Source organism: Aquabacterium sp. (assembly GCF_016234775.1).
Classification (GTDB): Bacteria; Pseudomonadota; Gammaproteobacteria; order Burkholderiales; family Burkholderiaceae_C; genus Aquabacterium.
The window spans coordinates 59,935-75,889 of the sequence record NZ_JACRAH010000006.1 but is presented as its reverse complement, the minus strand read 5'-3'; the positions used below and the strand labels follow the sequence as shown (position 1 = coordinate 75,889).

General features: G+C 61.1%; 15 protein-coding genes. 11 read left to right on the top strand and 4 right to left on the bottom strand.

Going from position 1 to position 15,955, the window contains the following annotated elements:
- Window positions 1-513: 513 nt before the first annotated feature.
- The 3 genes from HY836_RS03060 to HY836_RS03050 are packed head-to-tail and all read left to right on the top strand — an operon-like array spanning window position 514 to window position 2,307.
- Window positions 514-639, top strand: a complete 126-nt coding sequence (locus tag HY836_RS03060) for a hypothetical protein (protein ID WP_290673457.1) — start codon at window positions 514-516, stop codon at window positions 637-639.
- A gap of 9 nt (window positions 640-648) precedes the next feature.
- Entirely contained in the window at window positions 649-1,782 is a 1,134-nt protein-coding gene (locus tag HY836_RS03055) for a hypothetical protein (RefSeq protein WP_290673455.1), read from the top strand.
- Window positions 1,783-1,797: 15 nt separating this feature from the next.
- A complete protein-coding gene (locus tag HY836_RS03050; protein ID WP_290673453.1) occupies window positions 1,798-2,307 on the top strand; it encodes a cupin domain-containing protein in 510 nt (169 codons plus the stop codon).
- Between the two features lie 15 nt (window positions 2,308-2,322).
- Here the strand turns inward: HY836_RS03050 and HY836_RS03045 are convergent, their stop codons facing one another.
- Together HY836_RS03045 and HY836_RS03040 are read right to left on the bottom strand one after the other, a co-directional pair.
- On the bottom strand, window positions 2,323-3,096 hold the full coding sequence (locus HY836_RS03045; protein WP_290673451.1) for a radical SAM protein: 774 nt from the start codon (window positions 3,094-3,096) through the stop codon (window positions 2,323-2,325).
- A gap of 126 nt (window positions 3,097-3,222) precedes the next feature.
- On the bottom strand, window positions 3,223-4,284 hold the full coding sequence (locus HY836_RS03040; protein ID WP_290673449.1) for an AraC family transcriptional regulator: 1,062 nt from the start codon (window positions 4,282-4,284) through the stop codon (window positions 3,223-3,225).
- Between the two features lie 142 nt (window positions 4,285-4,426).
- Between HY836_RS03040 and HY836_RS03035 the strand changes: the two genes are divergently transcribed.
- Together HY836_RS03035 and HY836_RS03030 are read left to right on the top strand one after the other, a co-directional pair.
- On the top strand, window positions 4,427-6,907 hold the full coding sequence (locus HY836_RS03035) for an alpha/beta hydrolase fold domain-containing protein (RefSeq protein ID WP_290673447.1): 2,481 nt from the start codon (window positions 4,427-4,429) through the stop codon (window positions 6,905-6,907).
- 41 nt (window positions 6,908-6,948) lie between these two features.
- A complete protein-coding gene (locus HY836_RS03030) occupies window positions 6,949-7,866 on the top strand; it encodes an alpha/beta fold hydrolase (RefSeq protein ID WP_290673445.1) in 918 nt (305 codons plus the stop codon).
- Window positions 7,867-7,929: 63 nt separating this feature from the next.
- Here the strand turns inward: HY836_RS03030 and HY836_RS03025 are convergent, their stop codons facing one another.
- Both HY836_RS03025 and HY836_RS03020 read right to left on the bottom strand, forming a co-directional pair.
- Window positions 7,930-8,862 (bottom strand): NAD-dependent epimerase/dehydratase family protein, encoded by a 933-nt coding sequence (locus HY836_RS03025; protein ID WP_290673444.1) that lies wholly within the window; start codon window positions 8,860-8,862, stop codon window positions 7,930-7,932.
- A 21-nt stretch (window positions 8,863-8,883) separates the two neighbouring features.
- Window positions 8,884-9,942 carry an acetoacetate decarboxylase (ADC) gene (locus tag HY836_RS03020; RefSeq protein ID WP_290673443.1) on the bottom strand — a complete coding sequence of 353 codons (1,059 nt, stop codon included), beginning with the start codon at window positions 9,940-9,942 and terminating at the stop codon, window positions 8,884-8,886.
- A 79-nt stretch (window positions 9,943-10,021) separates the two neighbouring features.
- On the opposite strand from HY836_RS03020, the gene HY836_RS03015 reads away from it, so the two are divergent.
- The 6 genes from HY836_RS03015 (at window position 10,022) to HY836_RS02990 (ending at window position 15,949) form a co-directional block, all read left to right on the top strand.
- The gene (locus HY836_RS03015) at window positions 10,022-10,426 is read left to right on the top strand and encodes a MerR family transcriptional regulator (protein ID WP_290673441.1); all 405 of its coding nucleotides are present in this window, start codon (window positions 10,022-10,024) and stop codon (window positions 10,424-10,426) included.
- A 67-nt stretch (window positions 10,427-10,493) separates the two neighbouring features.
- A complete protein-coding gene (locus HY836_RS03010; RefSeq protein ID WP_290673439.1) occupies window positions 10,494-12,782 on the top strand; it encodes a type VI secretion system Vgr family protein in 2,289 nt (762 codons plus the stop codon).
- Between the two features lies 1 nt (window position 12,783).
- Window positions 12,784-13,335, top strand: coding sequence for a DUF6484 domain-containing protein (locus HY836_RS03005; RefSeq protein ID WP_290673437.1), 552 nt, complete (start codon window positions 12,784-12,786; stop codon window positions 13,333-13,335).
- A 15-nt stretch (window positions 13,336-13,350) separates the two neighbouring features.
- Window positions 13,351-14,439: a DUF2169 domain-containing protein gene (locus HY836_RS03000; RefSeq protein ID WP_290673435.1), complete on the top strand. Its 1,089-nt coding sequence runs from the start codon at window positions 13,351-13,353 to the stop codon at window positions 14,437-14,439.
- Window positions 14,436-15,467 (top strand): hypothetical protein, encoded by a 1,032-nt coding sequence (locus HY836_RS02995; RefSeq protein WP_290673433.1) that lies wholly within the window; start codon window positions 14,436-14,438, stop codon window positions 15,465-15,467. The genes HY836_RS03000 and HY836_RS02995 overlap by 4 nt, the downstream gene beginning before the upstream one ends.
- A gap of 8 nt (window positions 15,468-15,475) precedes the next feature.
- On the top strand, window positions 15,476-15,949 hold the full coding sequence (locus HY836_RS02990; protein WP_367114608.1) for a DUF4150 domain-containing protein: 474 nt from the start codon (window positions 15,476-15,478) through the stop codon (window positions 15,947-15,949).
- Window positions 15,950-15,955 lie beyond the last annotated feature (6 nt).

Sequence of the window (15,955 nt, the reverse complement as noted above, 5' to 3'; positions counted from 1 at the left end):
TTCAATCACCATCGATTGATGGGGCCACTTGGTAATGTCCCGCCCGCTGAATTCGAGGCAAACTACCACCAACAACGCGCTGGTCAGGCCGCGACCGTCTGACTTAAACCAACTGGCCTCCGCGAAACCCGGGGCGCTTCAGACGCGCATATGCGCTTGCGCTGTCCTGCTGGACAACCGTGTCCACGTGAAGGCTGGTGGTTCACGCCCGCAGGAGAAGGTAGACGGTATTGCAAGCAGGGTGAGGTTATGCCCGAGATCAAGTCTGATTATGGCCAAACCATCTGGTGCTGGGACGAACCGCAGGGGTGAGGCCACGTACAAGTTGCCAAGGGTGTAGTTCAACGAGCGGGAAACGGCCCATAGAGTGAGTCAGGCTGTTAACCAACTTGGCCAGTCCGGGTCACTGACCAAAGCGCGCTGCGCGGCCTCAAGCCCGGTGCTGACCACCCCGGCACCGTATCGGGCTGGCACTATCCTCACCTGGACGGCCAAGGCGCCAACCAATGGCTGGTGGACGACGCCACCGGCCAACTGCGCATGCGCCTGGCCAGCCACAGCAGCCAGACCGGCTGGGCGAGCTCACGCTGGGCAGCATCGTCCAGCAAGGCAGGCAGGGCGGATCAGGCCACCAACTGAGATAAGAGTATGGCTACAGATTTATTCGGGAATCCGCTGGGCGCGAATCCCGTCTTTAAGTTGAGTCTGCATCAGAAGCGGCAGGCTGCCATGCTTTATCAATGGATGAGCCTGGACTACCTGAAAGGCTTGTTGCAATTGATTGATGGCTTCATCACAGGAGTTGATGTCACGGTAGCCCTGGCCCAAGTGCAAGGGCGCGACGCCTTGCTGGCCAACGACAGGTGGGGTGTGCGCGACACATCTTCCAACTGGTCAACACATGTGTTGCCTGCAATGGAGTCTTTCAGGAGGTCAATACTCAAAGACGTTGCGAGCCGGGCTACTGAGAGCTATGAATTTACAGGTGCCAATCAATGTGGCCGGATGATTGCCGAACACTCCTCAATGTGGATGACGTCGGAGGAAGAGGAACACTTCAATCAGCAGTGGGAAGTCATCTATAGCTATGCGGCGAAGATCGACGCAGCTGTCGGTGCCGGTGGTCAGCGGCCATTGACTGACTTCAGCATGGTCATGGCTTGGAGAGAATGCGAGAGCCTCTGGCGCAGCTTGCCGAAGTTTCGTGTGCGGACCGATGTGGAAGGACTTTCTGGCAAGAAGCCACCCAGGACGGGTGTCTACGTGGCGCAGGAGGATCCTTATGCGTCTCTGCAATTTGCCTGGATAGGCAACGCTGATGGTGTGCTGGGTGATGCGAAGACGTTCAACGAACTCGGCATGCGGCTAGTTGGCGAGGTGGGAAGAGATGCGCTGTGGATTGACGATACAAAGCTGATTCCCTTTGCATTGCGCGAGATGGAGAAGAATTCGGCAATGAATACAGGCATGAACGACCTTGCACGCGTACGCGCCAAGCCCGCTCGGGCGCGAAACGCGATGGCCAGTGCAGTGTTCACCGACCGGCCGTGCAAATGGTATTTTGTTGAGATGCTGAACGGCGAGTTCGAAAACGTTGATCATCCGAACTCAAACCAGTCTTCCGATTTGCGTCTTCGCTGTGAAGCAGGAAATACCTGCCCACGACAGGGCTGGTGGTTCACGCCTGCGGCAGAGAGGCGTCAGCATTTCAAGCAAGGCGAATTGATGCCCGCTCTGGCTGGTGACTATGGCGTGACCACCTGGCAATGGGATGGAGAGTGAGAAAGCAGGATCACCATGAAAACCGCCGATGACTACATCACCCAGCTGGGCATGACCCAACACATTGAAGGCGGGGCCTTCAAAGAGCACTACCGTGCTCCCATGGTGTTGCCGCAATCGGCTCTGAGCACGGCGCACAAGGGTGATCGAAACGCCAGCACCGCCATTTACTTCTTGCTGAGGCACGGAGAGTTCAGCGCCTTCCACCTGCTGGCCTCAGACGAGGTGCTGCACTTCTACGATGGCGAGCCCTTGCATGTTTATGAGATCGACGCAGCAGGCGCCATGCGGGTTCACACATTGGGCAGGGATCTGGCGCGCGGGCAGCAGTTCGCCCTGGTCATCCCGGGCGGCAGTTGGTTTGCCTTGCGCTGCGAGGTGGCGGGTGGCTTCAGCCTGATCGGCTGCACCGTGGCGCCCGGTTTCGATTTCGATGACTTCACGCTGGACGACCGCGCCGTGCTGTTGAAGCGGTTCCCGCAGCATGCGCAGCTGATTCGTGAGATGACGTTCGAGCGTGGGTGAGGGTCGGGGCGTCCGTCAACTCAGCTCACGGCACCCCAAGCAAGGCGTGGGCACCACCTTGCGCGCCAAGGCCTCTCGCACGTGTTGGGTAGATTCAAATGCGCCAGCATCCTTGATGAAACAGCACGGCATCTCGATGCCATCGATGTTCACAAAACGCATGGGCGTGCGGCCGTCGAGGAATCGACATGTGTAGGTCTCGACCGATCGCTGCCGTTGACGGTAGACGTGCACGGCAGGCAAGTCTCCGTAGCGCCGGGCGTAATCGGGCTTGGTCTGGATGGGTTGAACAATGGCCCGCACGCCCAGTCCTTGCAGGTAGTTGAGCAAAGGCCGCACATCCTGCCCATATGACACCGTGTGCACACGTACGCGTTGTGGCCCCATGGTTTGCACCAGCTCCTCGAAATGGCTTAACACCTTGGGCAGGTTGTAGCGCCCGATGCGCTCCGCCTCGTCAGCATCGAGTGTGTCGATGGACACCCCGATGTTCGAGAGAACTTCATGGCAGCGTTGGGCATTGATGCGGGTGCCATTGGTGATCGTGGTGACGTGGTGCCCCTTGTCTCGAAACGCCTGAGCCCACTCCCAGAAGCGTGGATGCAGTGTCGGCTCACCCTCCCCTTGCAACGACACCCACAGGCTTTGCTGCGTTGGCATCGAGTCGAGCACTTGCTGAAGTAGGGCATCGTCCATGTGGCGCTGCGCCATACTGCGACCGGCACAGTAATGGCAGTCAAAGTTGCAGATGGTCGTCAGTTCAATCTGAACGGTTGTCTGAGCTTGCATGACGCCGAGCATACCGCGCCCGCTCTCGTAGTGACCTGGTCACATCCCTCTCGGCGCGAATGACGATGCCTTGGCCATCCAGCCAGGTCGATGTGGCGGTCCGACACCTCCAGTTGGACCTCCACGTCAATCAACAAGACGGGCGCCAGAACACGACGTGGTGTGGTGATAGCCGATCCGCCCCACACTGGGCGCCACCCCAAACCACCGCTTGTACGCCTGCGAGAAGCTGGACAAATCGCTGAAGCCCATGCGTTCCGCGATCTGTGTGAGCGACAGCGTTTCATCCGCCAGTAACTTATTGGCCTGGCGGCCGCGCACTTCGGCCAGCAGCATCCGGTATGAGACGCCCTCATCCTGAAGCCTTCGCTTCAGCGTCCTGTCGCTGAGCCCCAGTGCGCGCGCAGCCTGGGGCAGATCCGGCGTCATGTTGAGGGGGGCTGCGGCCAGGTATTGGCGCAGGTAGTCGCCCGTACCCAGACGGGTGCGGCGCCGCTCCATCAGCTCTTCACAGGCCCGCTCGCACATGGCCACCGTGACAGGGTTGGCCTGAGGGAGCCGCAGGCTCAACAGCCTGAAATCAGTAGACAAGCTGTTGCTGCTGGCACCAAAGTCAGGCCTGACGCCACCACCGATGCGCAGCAGGCCCTCTATCCAGCCTGGCCCGCGCTCGACCGTATGTTTGAGTGTGAACCGAGACAAGGCGAACTCTGGCCCCATCACCTCTTTCATCAGGCGGGAGGCCGCCGCCACATCGCGCTCGACCAGAAAGCGCTGGATCGCAGGCTCGACGTCCGGGGCCTCGAAGTTCACGGTGTACATGTCACCGTCCAGCTGGCCTGTGATCCGGCAGAACGCAAACGTCAGGGGGATGAACCGCAAGGCAAACGCCAGGGCATCGCCAGCGGTCGCGCAGCTGATCAGGCCCAGGCCCAACAGCCCATATGAGGCGAAGTTGTAGCGCATGCCCACTTCCAGCCCCAGCCCGGGTTGCCTGCATGAGCGGATGAGGTTGCCCACCACACAGAGTTCCTGGCTGGCCTCCAGTTCGATGGCTGGATCTTCCAGGTCAGTTGCCGTCAGGCGGGAACGGGCCAGGACCTTGGCAGCATCCAGCCCACGCTCTTGACCGAACTCGACCAACAGCCGCACGCTCGCCGCATTGCGCTTGAAATCCCAGAAGGTCATGAAAGGCGCTTGAAGGGTGAATACCGATATGGTTGGCCCAAATCATAAAGCCTTTGTCCTGCGTCAACATTCTCTGCAGCGGTGCTTTTGCGCATGATTCCGCCTCACAGCAGACCTTTGTTGCACTTCAAGGTTTCAAGACATGCAAAGCACCGGTTCACAAACCACCACCTGTTTTCACACCATCATCATCGGAACCGGCTTCGCGGGCATCGGGATGGCCATCGCGTTGAAGAAGGCGGGCCTGAGCGATTTCCTCATCATTGAGAAGCGCAACGATGTCGGTGGCGTGTGGCGAGACAACACCTATCCAGGCGCAGCTTGCGACGTGCCATCGCACCTGTATTCATTCTCGTTCGAACCCAATCCGAACTGGACCAGGGTGTTTGCACCCCAGGCCGAGATCCATCGATATCTGAAGCACTGTGCCGAGAAATACGGTCTGTTGCCCTCCATCCGCTTTGGCTGTGAGGTGGCACAAGTGCGCTACCACGAAGAACTCGCCCTGTGGACGGTGACCTTGAGCAATGGCCAGGTCCTGCAAGCCCGCTTTGTGGTCACGGCAACCGGGCAACTCAGCCGCCCCGCCTACCCCAAGCTGGAGGGCATGGACAGCTTCAAGGGGCATGTCTGTCACTCCGCCCACTGGGACCACAGCCATGACATGACGGGCAAGCGCGTCGCGGTGATTGGCACCGGCGCTTCAGCCATCCAGTTCGTGCCGGCCATCGCAGACCAGGTGGGCAAACTGACGGTGTTCCAACGCTCGCCCGCCTACATCCTGCCGCGTCCTGACGGCCCGTATGCAGGCTGGCGCAAGGCCATGTTCAGGATGCTGCCCTGGACCATGAAACTGCATCGCGCTCGCATCTATTCCCAATACGAAAGCCGGGCGATCGGCTTCACGCGCATCAAGGCCCTGATGGATCTGGCGGTGGGCATGCCCTGCAAGGCGTTGCTGCAGCGTCAGGTGCCGGACCCCACGCTGCGTGCGCAACTGACACCTGATTACCCCATCGGTTGCAAGCGCATTTTGCTGTCCAACGAGTACCTGGCCACCATGGTCAAGCCCAACGTGAAGCTGGTCACGCAAGGGATTCGTCGCGTCACGGCCGATGGCGTCGAGACGGCGGATGGGCAGCACCATCCTGCTGACGCGATCGTCTACGGTACCGGCTTCGCGGCCACCGAGTTCCTCGCACCCATGACGATCACGGGCCGCCATGGACAGGAGCTCAATGAAGCCTGGCGCCAAGGCGCGCAAGCCTATCTGGGCATGACGGTACCGGGCTTCCCGAACTTCTTCATGCTCTATGGTCCCAACACCAATCTGGGCCACAGCTCCATCGTCTACATGCTGGAGAGCCAGATTGCGCACGTGATGCGGTGCATCAAGGCTGCGCACAAGGCAGGCGCTAGCACGGTCGAGGTCGATGCACAGCGCTACGACAGCTTCAATGGCACCGTGCAAGCGCGCCTGAAGGCCACCGTGTGGCAGGGTTGCAAGAGCTGGTATGTGGATGCCAATGGCCACAACAGCACGAACTGGCCGGGCTTCACCTTCGGCTACCGTTGGCTCACACGCTACTCATCGCTCAATGCCTACAACTTCACCAGGCCTGATCATCGCGGCAGGCAGGTCGTGCGGCATGCCGAGCCAGTGGGCATGGTGGAGTCTTTCAGTGCGAGCCTGTTGAGGGCGCTCCTGCGTGTGACGTTCAAGGCCTTCATCCGGCCGCCCGTGAGCGTCGGCACGCAACGTCTGATCGTGAACGCCCTGGCTCGGCTGATGCCCGGCGATGGCCGCGCGCGCATCGAACGCCATGAGGTCAACGGCATCACCACCGAGGTGGTCTCTCCCAAACAGGCTCAGCGACAGGGGGCCACAACGGTGCTGTTCCTGCATGGTGGCGGCTTCTGCGTGGGCAGCGCCCGAACCCACCGCAGCGTGACGACACGGCTGGCGGCCGCCGGCCTGACGGTCTGGGTGCCGCAATACCGCCTGGCGCCCGAGCATCCTCAGCCTGCCGCCCTCGAAGACGCACTGGCCTGCTATCGCCATTTGCTTCAACGCGGCGTGGCACCCCATCAAATCGTGGTGTGCGGCGACTCTGCTGGCGGAGGGCTGGCCTTGAGCCTGGCCTTGAAGCTGCGTGATGCGGGCGAACCTTTGCCTGCCGGGCTGATGCTGCTGTCGCCTTTCCTGGACACGACCTTGTCGGGCGACACCATCCGAACGGCTGCGGCGCTTGACCCCATGCTCGATGTGGCCTGGCTCAAACAAGCCGTCGGCTGGTATGCACCTCAGAAGGGGCCACAGCTGCTGGAAGCGGATTTGCAAGGCCTGCCGCCCATGCTGATCCAGGTGGGTGACCAGGAGATCCTGCAGTCCGACTCAACCCGCTTGAGCGCACTGGCCACACGCTGTGGCGTGCCTTGCCAGCTGGAGGTGTACGCAGGCCGCTGGCATGTGTTCCAGCTTCAGGCGGCCTTCCTCGCTTCCGCCGCGAATGCCGTGAGCCGCCTGGCCACCTTCGCTACGCAAAGGACGCAAGGGCAAGCCGCTCGGCATACCCGGCATGAGGTCGATGGCGATCCCATCACCCGGGCCATGGTGCTCTGATTTCCCATTCGCTCGCATTCAATGATCATCGGAAGTACAACGTGAACGCCCGCCACTACCCCAACATCTCGCAAGAGCGCGTGCGCTCCATCAAGTCCACCTTCATGGCTGAAGGCGCACTGTGCGCTGCCACCCTCCATGTGCCGAAGGACACCCCTCCCGATCAGCAGCTCCCCGCCATCCTCATGGTGGGCGGCTGGGGCAGCATCCAGATGGCATTGACCTCATCGTTCGCCTTCAGCTTCGTCGAAGCCGGCTTCGCGGTGATGGAGTTCGATTACCCGGGCTGGGGTGATAGCGGCGGCGTCCCACGGCAAGGCATCAACCCCTGGCGCAGAACGCGCGTGGCCGATACGGCACTTGCTCACCTGAAATCACAACCGCAGGTGCTGGCGCATGACATCACGCTGTGGGGCACCTCGTTTGGTGGCGGGCACGTGGTCGATCTGGCATCTCAGCACCCTGAACTGAAAGGTGCCATCGTCCAGGTGCCCATGCTCGACGGGCTGGCTGCGATGTTCGCCACACCGATCGGGCGACTCTCGAAGATGGTCGCGCTTGGCATCCTGGATCTGATCAAGCCCGGTGCGCCCATTCATGTGCCGACCTTGTCGCGCGAAGGCGAGTTCTCCACCATGGACCGCGACGGTGGCTGGGACGCCATGCAGGCTGCACTCGCGGCTCACCCGGACCACAAGTACGACAACCGCGTGGCAGCGAGGTCGGTGCTGTCCCTGCCGCTGTATCGCCCTTGGCTGCGCCTGAAGGATGTGAAGATCCCGATGCTGATGATCGGCGCCACGGGCGACACGGTGGCGCCCTTTGTCTCGGACAAGGTCCGGCGTGTGGGCAACCCGAATGTGGAGGTGATCGAGGTTGCCGCCAACCACTTCGACCCCTACTTCAATCCGCTGTTCCCGAAGATGCTGGCGCACCAGCTGAAGTTCCTGCGCCGGTGACGGTTCTGTTTTCGGCTGGCGGCCGGGCATGGGCTTCTTTGGCGCCAACCGAGGCATTGATGCTCAGGCCGAGGGCGGCACCATCAGGATCTGCGCCAGTCCCTTGCGGTAGCTCGTTACTTCAAATGCTGGAAACCGCTGCTTGAACTTGCTCGAGTCGAAGAAGTTGTCTTGTTCATAGCGAGGCAAGAGCTCTCTGATTTCACGTGCCTTGCTGGAGAACAGCCCAGCCACCATCAGCGTCCATTTGCCCAACACCGTGTAGGTGGGCGGCGTGCCCAGCATCTCGCTGGCCATGCCGACGAGCTGCTGGTAGGTGAGGCGCTCGTCGCAGCAGGGCAGGTGCCAGGTCTGTCCGAAGGCATCGGGCGTGTTGCCGATGAGGGCCAGGGCGCGGCTGGCGTCTGGCGTCCAGATGAGGGTGCGCAAGGTGTCGTCCCTCACGGGCACGCGCGGTTTCTGGCCGTTCTTGAGCGGCTCCAGCGCCAGAGCGTTGGTGAAGCTCTGTGTCTGGCCCGGGCCGTAGAACTCCGGCGCCCGGCAGATGACGACGGGGATGTCGCCGCGCTGCATCTCTTCGAGCACCATCGCCGTCATCGCGGCGCGCACCCTGCCTTTGCGCCCAACCGGTTCGAAGGGCGTGTCCTCCCTCTGTATGCGCTTGTCCTGTGGGTACATGTAGGTGTTGTCGAAGTACGCGAAGCTGGCGCCTGCCGCGCGACAGGCATCCAGGGCGTTTCTCAACATCGTTGGAAACTGCGCTTCCCACAAGGCCGTATCTGGTGGCAGCCCGGCGGTGAAGTACACCACGCTGCTGCTTTTGACGGCCTGCGCGGTTTGTGCCCCGTTCATGAGGTCAGCCGATACCAGGATGTCGCTGTCGTTGACCTTGCGCGGGTTGCGGCTCACCAGCTTCAACTCGCTTGTGTACTGGCGGCGCAGTTCGCGAGCCAGCTCGACCGCGATCTGGCCATTGGCACCCAATATTGTTTGCATGTTCTGACCTTGCGTTCTGGTTCAGCGGATGGCCTCAGGCCCTTGTTGGGCCATGAGCGTGGGGGCATACAGCGCGCTTTGGAAATGGGGCACGTATTCATACCGGACCAGCTTCCCCAGCTTCAAGGCCTTGATGTAAGCCGACAGACTGCCATCCGTCAAGCCAAGTTTGACCGTCTCTGCGCTGGCGCTGTGAGCGTGGCTGAGTTGCCGCGACACGGCATAACCCGTGGTCAGGCGCCCTTGGCGATCGAGGTTGGTGAAGCTGTTGGTGACCAGCGCTTCCTTGCTCGACAGATCAGTCAGTTTGCGGGTTTCGAGGGTCACATCCACTTTCCCGGTGGCCTTGTCGGTGATTTCCACCACCACCGAATCCCCTGCATCCTGGTAGCTGATGTCGGTCAGCCATTTGGGCAGGTTGTAGCCCACCACGCCACGGGCGCGGGCCAGTTCCGTGTTCACAGGCAGCTTGAGCACATAGCCCCAGAAGTCGTTCGAGCTGGCTTGGCCCAGCAGCGAGAAGGGCCCCCAGTTGTCGGATCCTGGCTTATTGGTGACCACAGACAGGCCGATTTCGTTGTAGCGGTCGTTGTCGCAGTACTGGTAGGAATAGGCGGTCAGTGCGATCAGGCCGCGTCCAGGCCAGATCTGCAGCGGTTGGACGGCTTCCAGGACTTTGGCCGGCATCAGCGCCTTCAGTTGGGCCAGATCGGCCGTGAAGATGGCAGTGACGCGGCTGTTCTTGTAATAGAAATTGGGCGAGTAGGACTCGAAGCCGATGTCCACCTTTTCCTTCTTGAGTTGCTTGAACCAGCTCAGATCCAGCTCGGGTGCCTCTGTGGCGATGACCGACAGCGGCGGGTTGGAGCGGTAGCGGTCATACAGGCCGCCTTTCACGACGGGCACATCCAGGCTGCCCAGTTTGATCTGGGTGGATGCCGTGGGTGTGCCGTTCAGGGTGTTGCCCTCGGCCCAGGCCGCACCGGCCAACAGGCTCAGAGCCAGGCCGGAGATGAGCGTGGCGTGTCGAATGCCGGCCTGGACGGGGCGGGGAAGAGAGGCAGATGGAGTGGGTTTCATGAATGACCTTTCGCTTGACGATGGCCAAACTCTAAGGTTAAAGTTAACTTGAGAGTCAAGCGCTATTTGGAGCTCGAACATGAAAATCGGTGAACTGGCCAAACGCAGTGGTTTGACACCTTCCCGTATCCGCTTCTACGAGTCTGCCGGGCTGATGCGGGGCGTCGAGCGTCAGGACAACGGTTACCGCGAGTACGGCCCGGATGCGCTCTGGTCTCTGGAGATCATCACCGGCGCCCAGAACGCTGGCTTCTCTCTGGACGAAATCCGCAACCTCCTGCCCGATGCGCAGGACAAGTGGCAGCACGCTGAAATGATCGACAGCCTCAAGCGCAAGGTGGCCGAGATTGAGCTCATGCAGCAGCGCCTGGCGCAAAACAAGGCCCAACTGCAGGCGGCCATCGAGATCATCACCCATCGCCCTGAAGCCCTGCCTTGCGTAGACAGGGCCCAGTGGGTGATGGACAAGCTGCGCGAGACCTGATGCGCGCTTGACCGGCATGACTTTGGTCGCTTTGCCAAGCGCGCCTCCTGGGGTGTACTAGGGCACTATGGCGACCACAGCACCCATCACGCTCAGTTCTCCCCTGCCCGCGGCAGACCTGTTCCTCGAGTCGATGAATGTCTCGGAGGGCCTGAGCCAGTTGGGCGGCATGCAGCTCAATCTGCTGAGCGAAAAACCGACCCTGGCACCCAAGGATCTGCTGGGCAAACCGGTCACGCTCACCATGCACCTGGCCGATGACAGCAAGCGCTATTTCCATGGCTATGTCACGCGCTTCGGCCTGGGCACACCCCGGGGCCGCTACTTTGCCTACCAGGCCGAGGTTCGCCCCTGGCTGTGGTTCCTGACCCGCACCAGCGATTGCCGCATCTTCCAGGAGATGTCGGTGCCGGACATCGTCAAGAAGGTGTTCGACGACCATGCCAGCGTGGCCCAGGTCAAGCTCAAACTGTTTCGCACCTACCAGCCGCGCACCTACTGCGTGCAGTACCGCGAAAGCGATTTTCAGTTCGTCACCCGTTTGCTGGAGCGCGAAGGCATCTACTGGTATTTCGAGCACACCAACGGCAAGCACGAACTGGTGCTGATGGATTCGCTCAGTGCGCATGACCCGATCACGGGCGCCAGCACCATCCGCTACATCGAAGACGCCAGCCACGCGCCGCCGGACGAAGAGTACATCTCGCAGTGGACCTTCAGCCAGGAGGTCAAGACCGGCAAGATGGTGCTCACCAGCTATGACTTCGAGCGCCCTTCGACCTCTTTGGAGGTGGACGCCAGCCTGTCGCGCTCGCACGATCAAGCGTCGGCCGAACGATTCGATTTCCAGGGCGACTACACCAAGGCCCCTGACGGCAAGCAGTTCGCTGAAGACTGGCTGGACGAGGTGCAGGCTCGCCATCACCGGCTGGAGGGCCAAGGCAACGCCATGGGCCTGGAGGCGGGCCGCACCTTCACGCTCAGCAAGCACCCGCGTGAAGACCAGAACGCGCAGTACCTGTTGACCAGCGTGCGCATCCAGGCCCAGGTGGCCGTATTTGATGCGGGAGAGAGTGGCAGCCAGTACAAGGTCAGCTTCGAGGCGATACCTTCGTCGCAGCAGTTCCGCCCGCAACGAAGCACGTTCAAGCCCTTCGTGCAGGGGCCGCAAACCGCCGTGGTGGTGGGCCCCAGCGGCGAAGAGATCTTCACCGACAAATACGGCCGCGTGAAAGTGCAGTTCCACTGGGACCGCCTGGGCAAGAAGGATGAAAAGAGCTCGTGCTGGGTGCGCGTGTCGCAGCCTTGGGCCGGGCAGAATTTCGGTTTCATGCACGTCCCCCGCATTGGTCAAGAGGTGGTGATTTCCTTCCTGGAAGGGGATCCTGACCAGCCTTTGATCACCGGCCGCGTGTACAACGCCCAGCAGATGCCGCCGTGGGATCTGCCTGCCAACGCCACGCAGTCCGGCGTGCTGTCGCGCTCGTCCAAGGGGGGTGCCTACGGCAATGCCAATGCCTTGCGCTTCGAAGACAAGAAGGGCAGCGAGCAGGTCTGGCTGCATGCCGAGAAGAACCAGGACATCGAGGTCGAGAACGACGAGACGCACTGGGTCGGGCATGACCGCACCAAGACCATCGACCATGATGAGACGGTGCACGTCAAGCACGACCGCACCGAGACGGTCGACAACAACGAGAAGATCACCATTGGCGTGGACCGTACTGAAAAGGTCGGCAACAACGAAAAAATCACGATCGGGGTGAACCGCACCGAAGACGTTGGTGCCAACGAGCAGATCACCATCGGTGCCAATCGCACCGAATCCGTTGGCGCAAACGAGTCGATCACCATTGGCGCCAACCGCAGCATCACCGTGGGCAGCAGCGAAACGGCCACGGTGGCGATGCAGCGCACGCACACCGTGGGCATCAACGAAACCATCGCCATTGGTGCCGCGCAGGAAGTGGCCATTGGGGCGGCGCAGTCCATCAATGTGGGGGCGACCCAATCCACCAACGTGGGTGGGAGCCAAAGCCTCAATGTTGGCGCAGGCCAGACCGTCAGTGTGGGTGGCGATCAAAAGACTTCCGTTGGTGGCGGGCAGAGCGTCAGTGTCGGTAAGGCCCGCAGCACGTCTGTGGCTGATGACGACTCGCTCAAGGCAGGCAAGAACGTCGTGATTGACGCCGGCGACTCCATCACCATCAAGACTGGCAGTGCCAGCATCACCATGAAGAAGGATGGCACGATCACCATCAAGGGTAAGGACATCACGATTGATGGCAGCGGCAAAATCACCGCCAAGGCCAGTAGCAATATCGTGATGAAGGGCTCGAAGATTCTGCAGAACTGATATGAATCCCAAGGATCTTCCCCAAGAAAGTCACCTCGTTGAGGCCCACACGGATGATGTGCTCTCGCCTTTGTTGCAAGGCCCGGCGCTCTCTTTGTTTGAGCAGCAGCCATCCCTGCAAGGGCCTGTGCACGGTGTGTTGACGGGCACTTTGCTGGCCATGACGGATAACGGTCAGACGCCTTTGGTGAGCTTTCCTGGCCAACCAGGCACGATGGCCATGCGCGCCCGCACCGTGGTGGATTTGCACGGCCCGCACATTGGGCAGGGTGTGGTGCTGATGTTTGAAGGTGGCGATATCCGTTGCCCCATCGTCATGGGTGTGGTGCGTGGCGCCCCCGGTTGGCCGCTTGAAGACAAGCCGGCCACGGTGGATGTTGATGCCGATGGCCAACGCATGGTGGTGTCAGCCCATGAGCAATTGGTGCTGCGATGTGGCAAGGCCAGTATCACGTTGACCAAAGCCGGCAAGGTGCTCATTGACGGCACATATGTGTCCAGCAAGTCGAGTGGCGTCAACCGGGTCAAGGGTGGCTCGGTGCAACTCAACTGAGGACGATGGGTTGCCATGGAATTCATCAACAGTACCCGCATGGTTGCGGGCTACAACATGGGGCTGGAGCCCAGTGGCCGCGAGCTATTGGTGGTGGTGGTCAAGGGCACCTTCATATTGCCCAAGCCAGGTGAACAAGTCAGCTTGGCGGAAAAGCAATGGCCGCTTGTACTGGCTGATACCTTCACAGCCAAGCCGGGTTTGAGTGCGCCATTGCATGAAATCGACTTTGCGCCACGCAAGCGTGCCTGTGACGTGCTGTTGACCGGTCACGCTTGTGCGCCCCAGGGGCAAGCGCTCCAACGAATGCGCGTGGGCTTGCGCGTGGGCTCGATGGAAAAGGTGTTTGATGTGATCGGCGACCGAGTCTGGCAGGCAGGGCTCAGTGGCATCTCCGCTTCCACGCCGCAGCCGTTCTCGCGCATGCCGATCAGCTACGACCGTGCTTTCGGGGGCGCGGATCGCTTAAGTGAGGATGAGCGCGAACACGATGCCTTTGTGCCCAACCCTGTCGGCAGAGGCTGGCACAAGCACCTGAAGAATGCCTGGGTAGACGGCACGCCTTTGCCGAATACGGAAGAAGTCGGCCAGCCAGTCAAGTTCCCCAGCGATACGCTCCGCCCGATGGCGCTGGGCCCCCTCGGTCGGGGCTGGCCACAGCGCGCCCGTTATGCAGGCACCTATGACCAGGCCTGGCTTGACCACGACTTTCCGTTCCTGCCCAAGGATTTCGACGAGCGCTACTATCAGGCCGCGCCAGAGGATCAGCAAATGCCGTTGCCGCAAGGGCCGATGGAAGCCGTCCTCAGTGGCTTCACGCCGGATGGTTTGCGCCACTTCATGTTGCCGTACCTCGAGTTGCCTGTGCAGGTTTGGCCCAAACGTGGTGATCGCGAGTCCCATGTGGCTCGCCTGGATACGATTGCGTTTGAGCCTGATAACGAGCGCTTCACCATGACCTGGCGCATGGCCAGGCCGCTTCGCGCCAGCCTGCATGAGTTGGCTCAAACGGAGGCGGGCTGCAAGGGCCGGGCGTGGTGGCAACAGCGTGAACAGGTGGCCATTGTCGAGCCCGCGCCGGCAGCCAGCGAGGGGGGCGTATGAGTGCGCATCGGCTCGCCATCGTGGGGACTGGCCTTGTGAGCGCCGTGGGATGGACGTCAGCCGCATGCGCCTGTGCGTTTCGAGCCAAGCTTTCGAATCCCACAGAAACCAAGTTCATTGACGCGCATGGTGCCTGGATCATGGCGCATCAGGTCGAGCTGGAGCCGCCAAGCAAGGGCATGGATCAGCTTGCCAAAATGGCCGTGCTGGCCATCGAAGAAGCCTTGCATGAGCTGGATAAAACGCGATGGCATCAACTGCCGATGTTGTTGTGCGTGGCTGAGGCTGAGCGGCCAGGTCGCGAGCCAGGTCTTGACGATGCCTTGATGACGCAGATCCAACGCGAGTTGGGCGTGAGCTTTTCCCCTGCATCGGCCCTGGTGCCTCATGGCCGCGTCGCCGTGGCCGTGGCACTGGCCAAAGCCCGAGCTTTGTTGGAAGCGCCCTCGGTGCCTGGTGTGCTCATCGTCGCGGTGGACAGCCTCTTGTCCAAGCCTACCTTGAGTCACTATGAGCGCCATGATCGCTTGCTGACCGAAGCCAACGCCGATGGCTTCATGCCTGGTGAAGGTGCTGGTGCGCTGTGGGTGGCGCGTGATGAAGGCCGCGCTCGCCAGCTCCTTTGCTCGGGTCTGGGCTTTGGTATGGAGACCGCCCACCTTGACAGTGGTGAGCCCTTGCGTGCCGATGGCCTGACGCAAGCCATCAGAACCAGCCTTGATGAAGCTGGCCTGCAGTTGCACGACATGGACTTTCGCATCACCGACAACTCCGGTGAGCATTACTACTTCAAGGAAGCGGCCCTGGCCCTGACCAGATTGATGCGGCAGGGCAAGGATGCATTCGATATCTGGCACCCGGCCGAATTCACTGGCGAAGTGGGGGCCATGTCGGGCGCCGCTGTGATCGTGGCTGCGCGTGAGGCCTGTCTGAAGGGTTATGCGCCGGGGCCTCGCATCTTGAGCCATTGGGCCAATGACGCGGGTCAGCGTGCAGCCCTGGCGCTGGAATTCAGAGGTGAGTCATGAGCAATGAGGTGTATGCCAATACCCGTGAGGTGGCTTGCAAGCAGGCTGCGGGCAAGTCTATTTGCGCCTTTCCGGATGTTTGCATGACCCCGCCCCAAACACCTGCCACGCCACCAGGTGTGCCCATTCCCTACCCCAACACGGGCATGGCATCTGATACCAGCGATGGCTCTACGACCGTGCAGATCTCGGGCGGCGAAGTGATGCTCAAGAACAAGAGCTGCTTCAAAAAGAGCTCTGGCGATGAAGCTGGCGCTGCGCCGATGAAGGGCGTGGTCACACACAAGAACATGGGCAAGGTGTACTTCACCATGTGGTCGATGGACGTGAAGGTGGAAGGCGAGAACGTGGTTCGCATGATGGATCTGACCACGCATAACCATGCAGGCTCCATGCCTGGCAACACACCGCCCTGGCCTTATACCGACGCGATTGCGCCGCCAGACGTGTCTGCCTGCACCACCTGCGCTGCGACGAAGTGATCAGTT

Excerpts from the sequence above, each read along its gene's own strand:
- HY836_RS02995 (WP_290673433.1), top strand. The coding sequence starts at position 14,436 with ATGAGTGCGCATCGGCTCGCCATCGTGGGGACTGGCCTTGTGAGCGCC.
- HY836_RS03055 (WP_290673455.1), top strand. The coding sequence starts at position 649 with ATGGCTACAGATTTATTCGGGAATCCGCTGGGCGCGAATCCCGTCTTT.
- HY836_RS03020 (WP_290673443.1), bottom strand. The coding sequence starts at position 9,942 with ATGAAACCCACTCCATCTGCCTCTCTTCCCCGCCCCGTCCAGGCCGGC.
- HY836_RS03035 (WP_290673447.1), top strand. The coding sequence starts at position 4,427 with ATGCAAAGCACCGGTTCACAAACCACCACCTGTTTTCACACCATCATC.
- HY836_RS03040 (WP_290673449.1), bottom strand. The coding sequence starts at position 4,284 with ATGACCTTCTGGGATTTCAAGCGCAATGCGGCGAGCGTGCGGCTGTTG.
- HY836_RS03005 (WP_290673437.1), top strand. The coding sequence starts at position 12,784 with ATGAATCCCAAGGATCTTCCCCAAGAAAGTCACCTCGTTGAGGCCCAC.
- HY836_RS03050 (WP_290673453.1), top strand. The coding sequence starts at position 1,798 with ATGAAAACCGCCGATGACTACATCACCCAGCTGGGCATGACCCAACAC.
- HY836_RS03000 (WP_290673435.1), top strand. The coding sequence starts at position 13,351 with ATGGAATTCATCAACAGTACCCGCATGGTTGCGGGCTACAACATGGGG.
- HY836_RS03010 (WP_290673439.1), top strand. The coding sequence starts at position 10,494 with ATGGCGACCACAGCACCCATCACGCTCAGTTCTCCCCTGCCCGCGGCA.
- HY836_RS03015 (WP_290673441.1), top strand. The coding sequence starts at position 10,022 with ATGAAAATCGGTGAACTGGCCAAACGCAGTGGTTTGACACCTTCCCGT.
- HY836_RS03025 (WP_290673444.1), bottom strand. The coding sequence starts at position 8,862 with ATGCAAACAATATTGGGTGCCAATGGCCAGATCGCGGTCGAGCTGGCT.
- HY836_RS03045 (WP_290673451.1), bottom strand. The coding sequence starts at position 3,096 with ATGCAAGCTCAGACAACCGTTCAGATTGAACTGACGACCATCTGCAAC.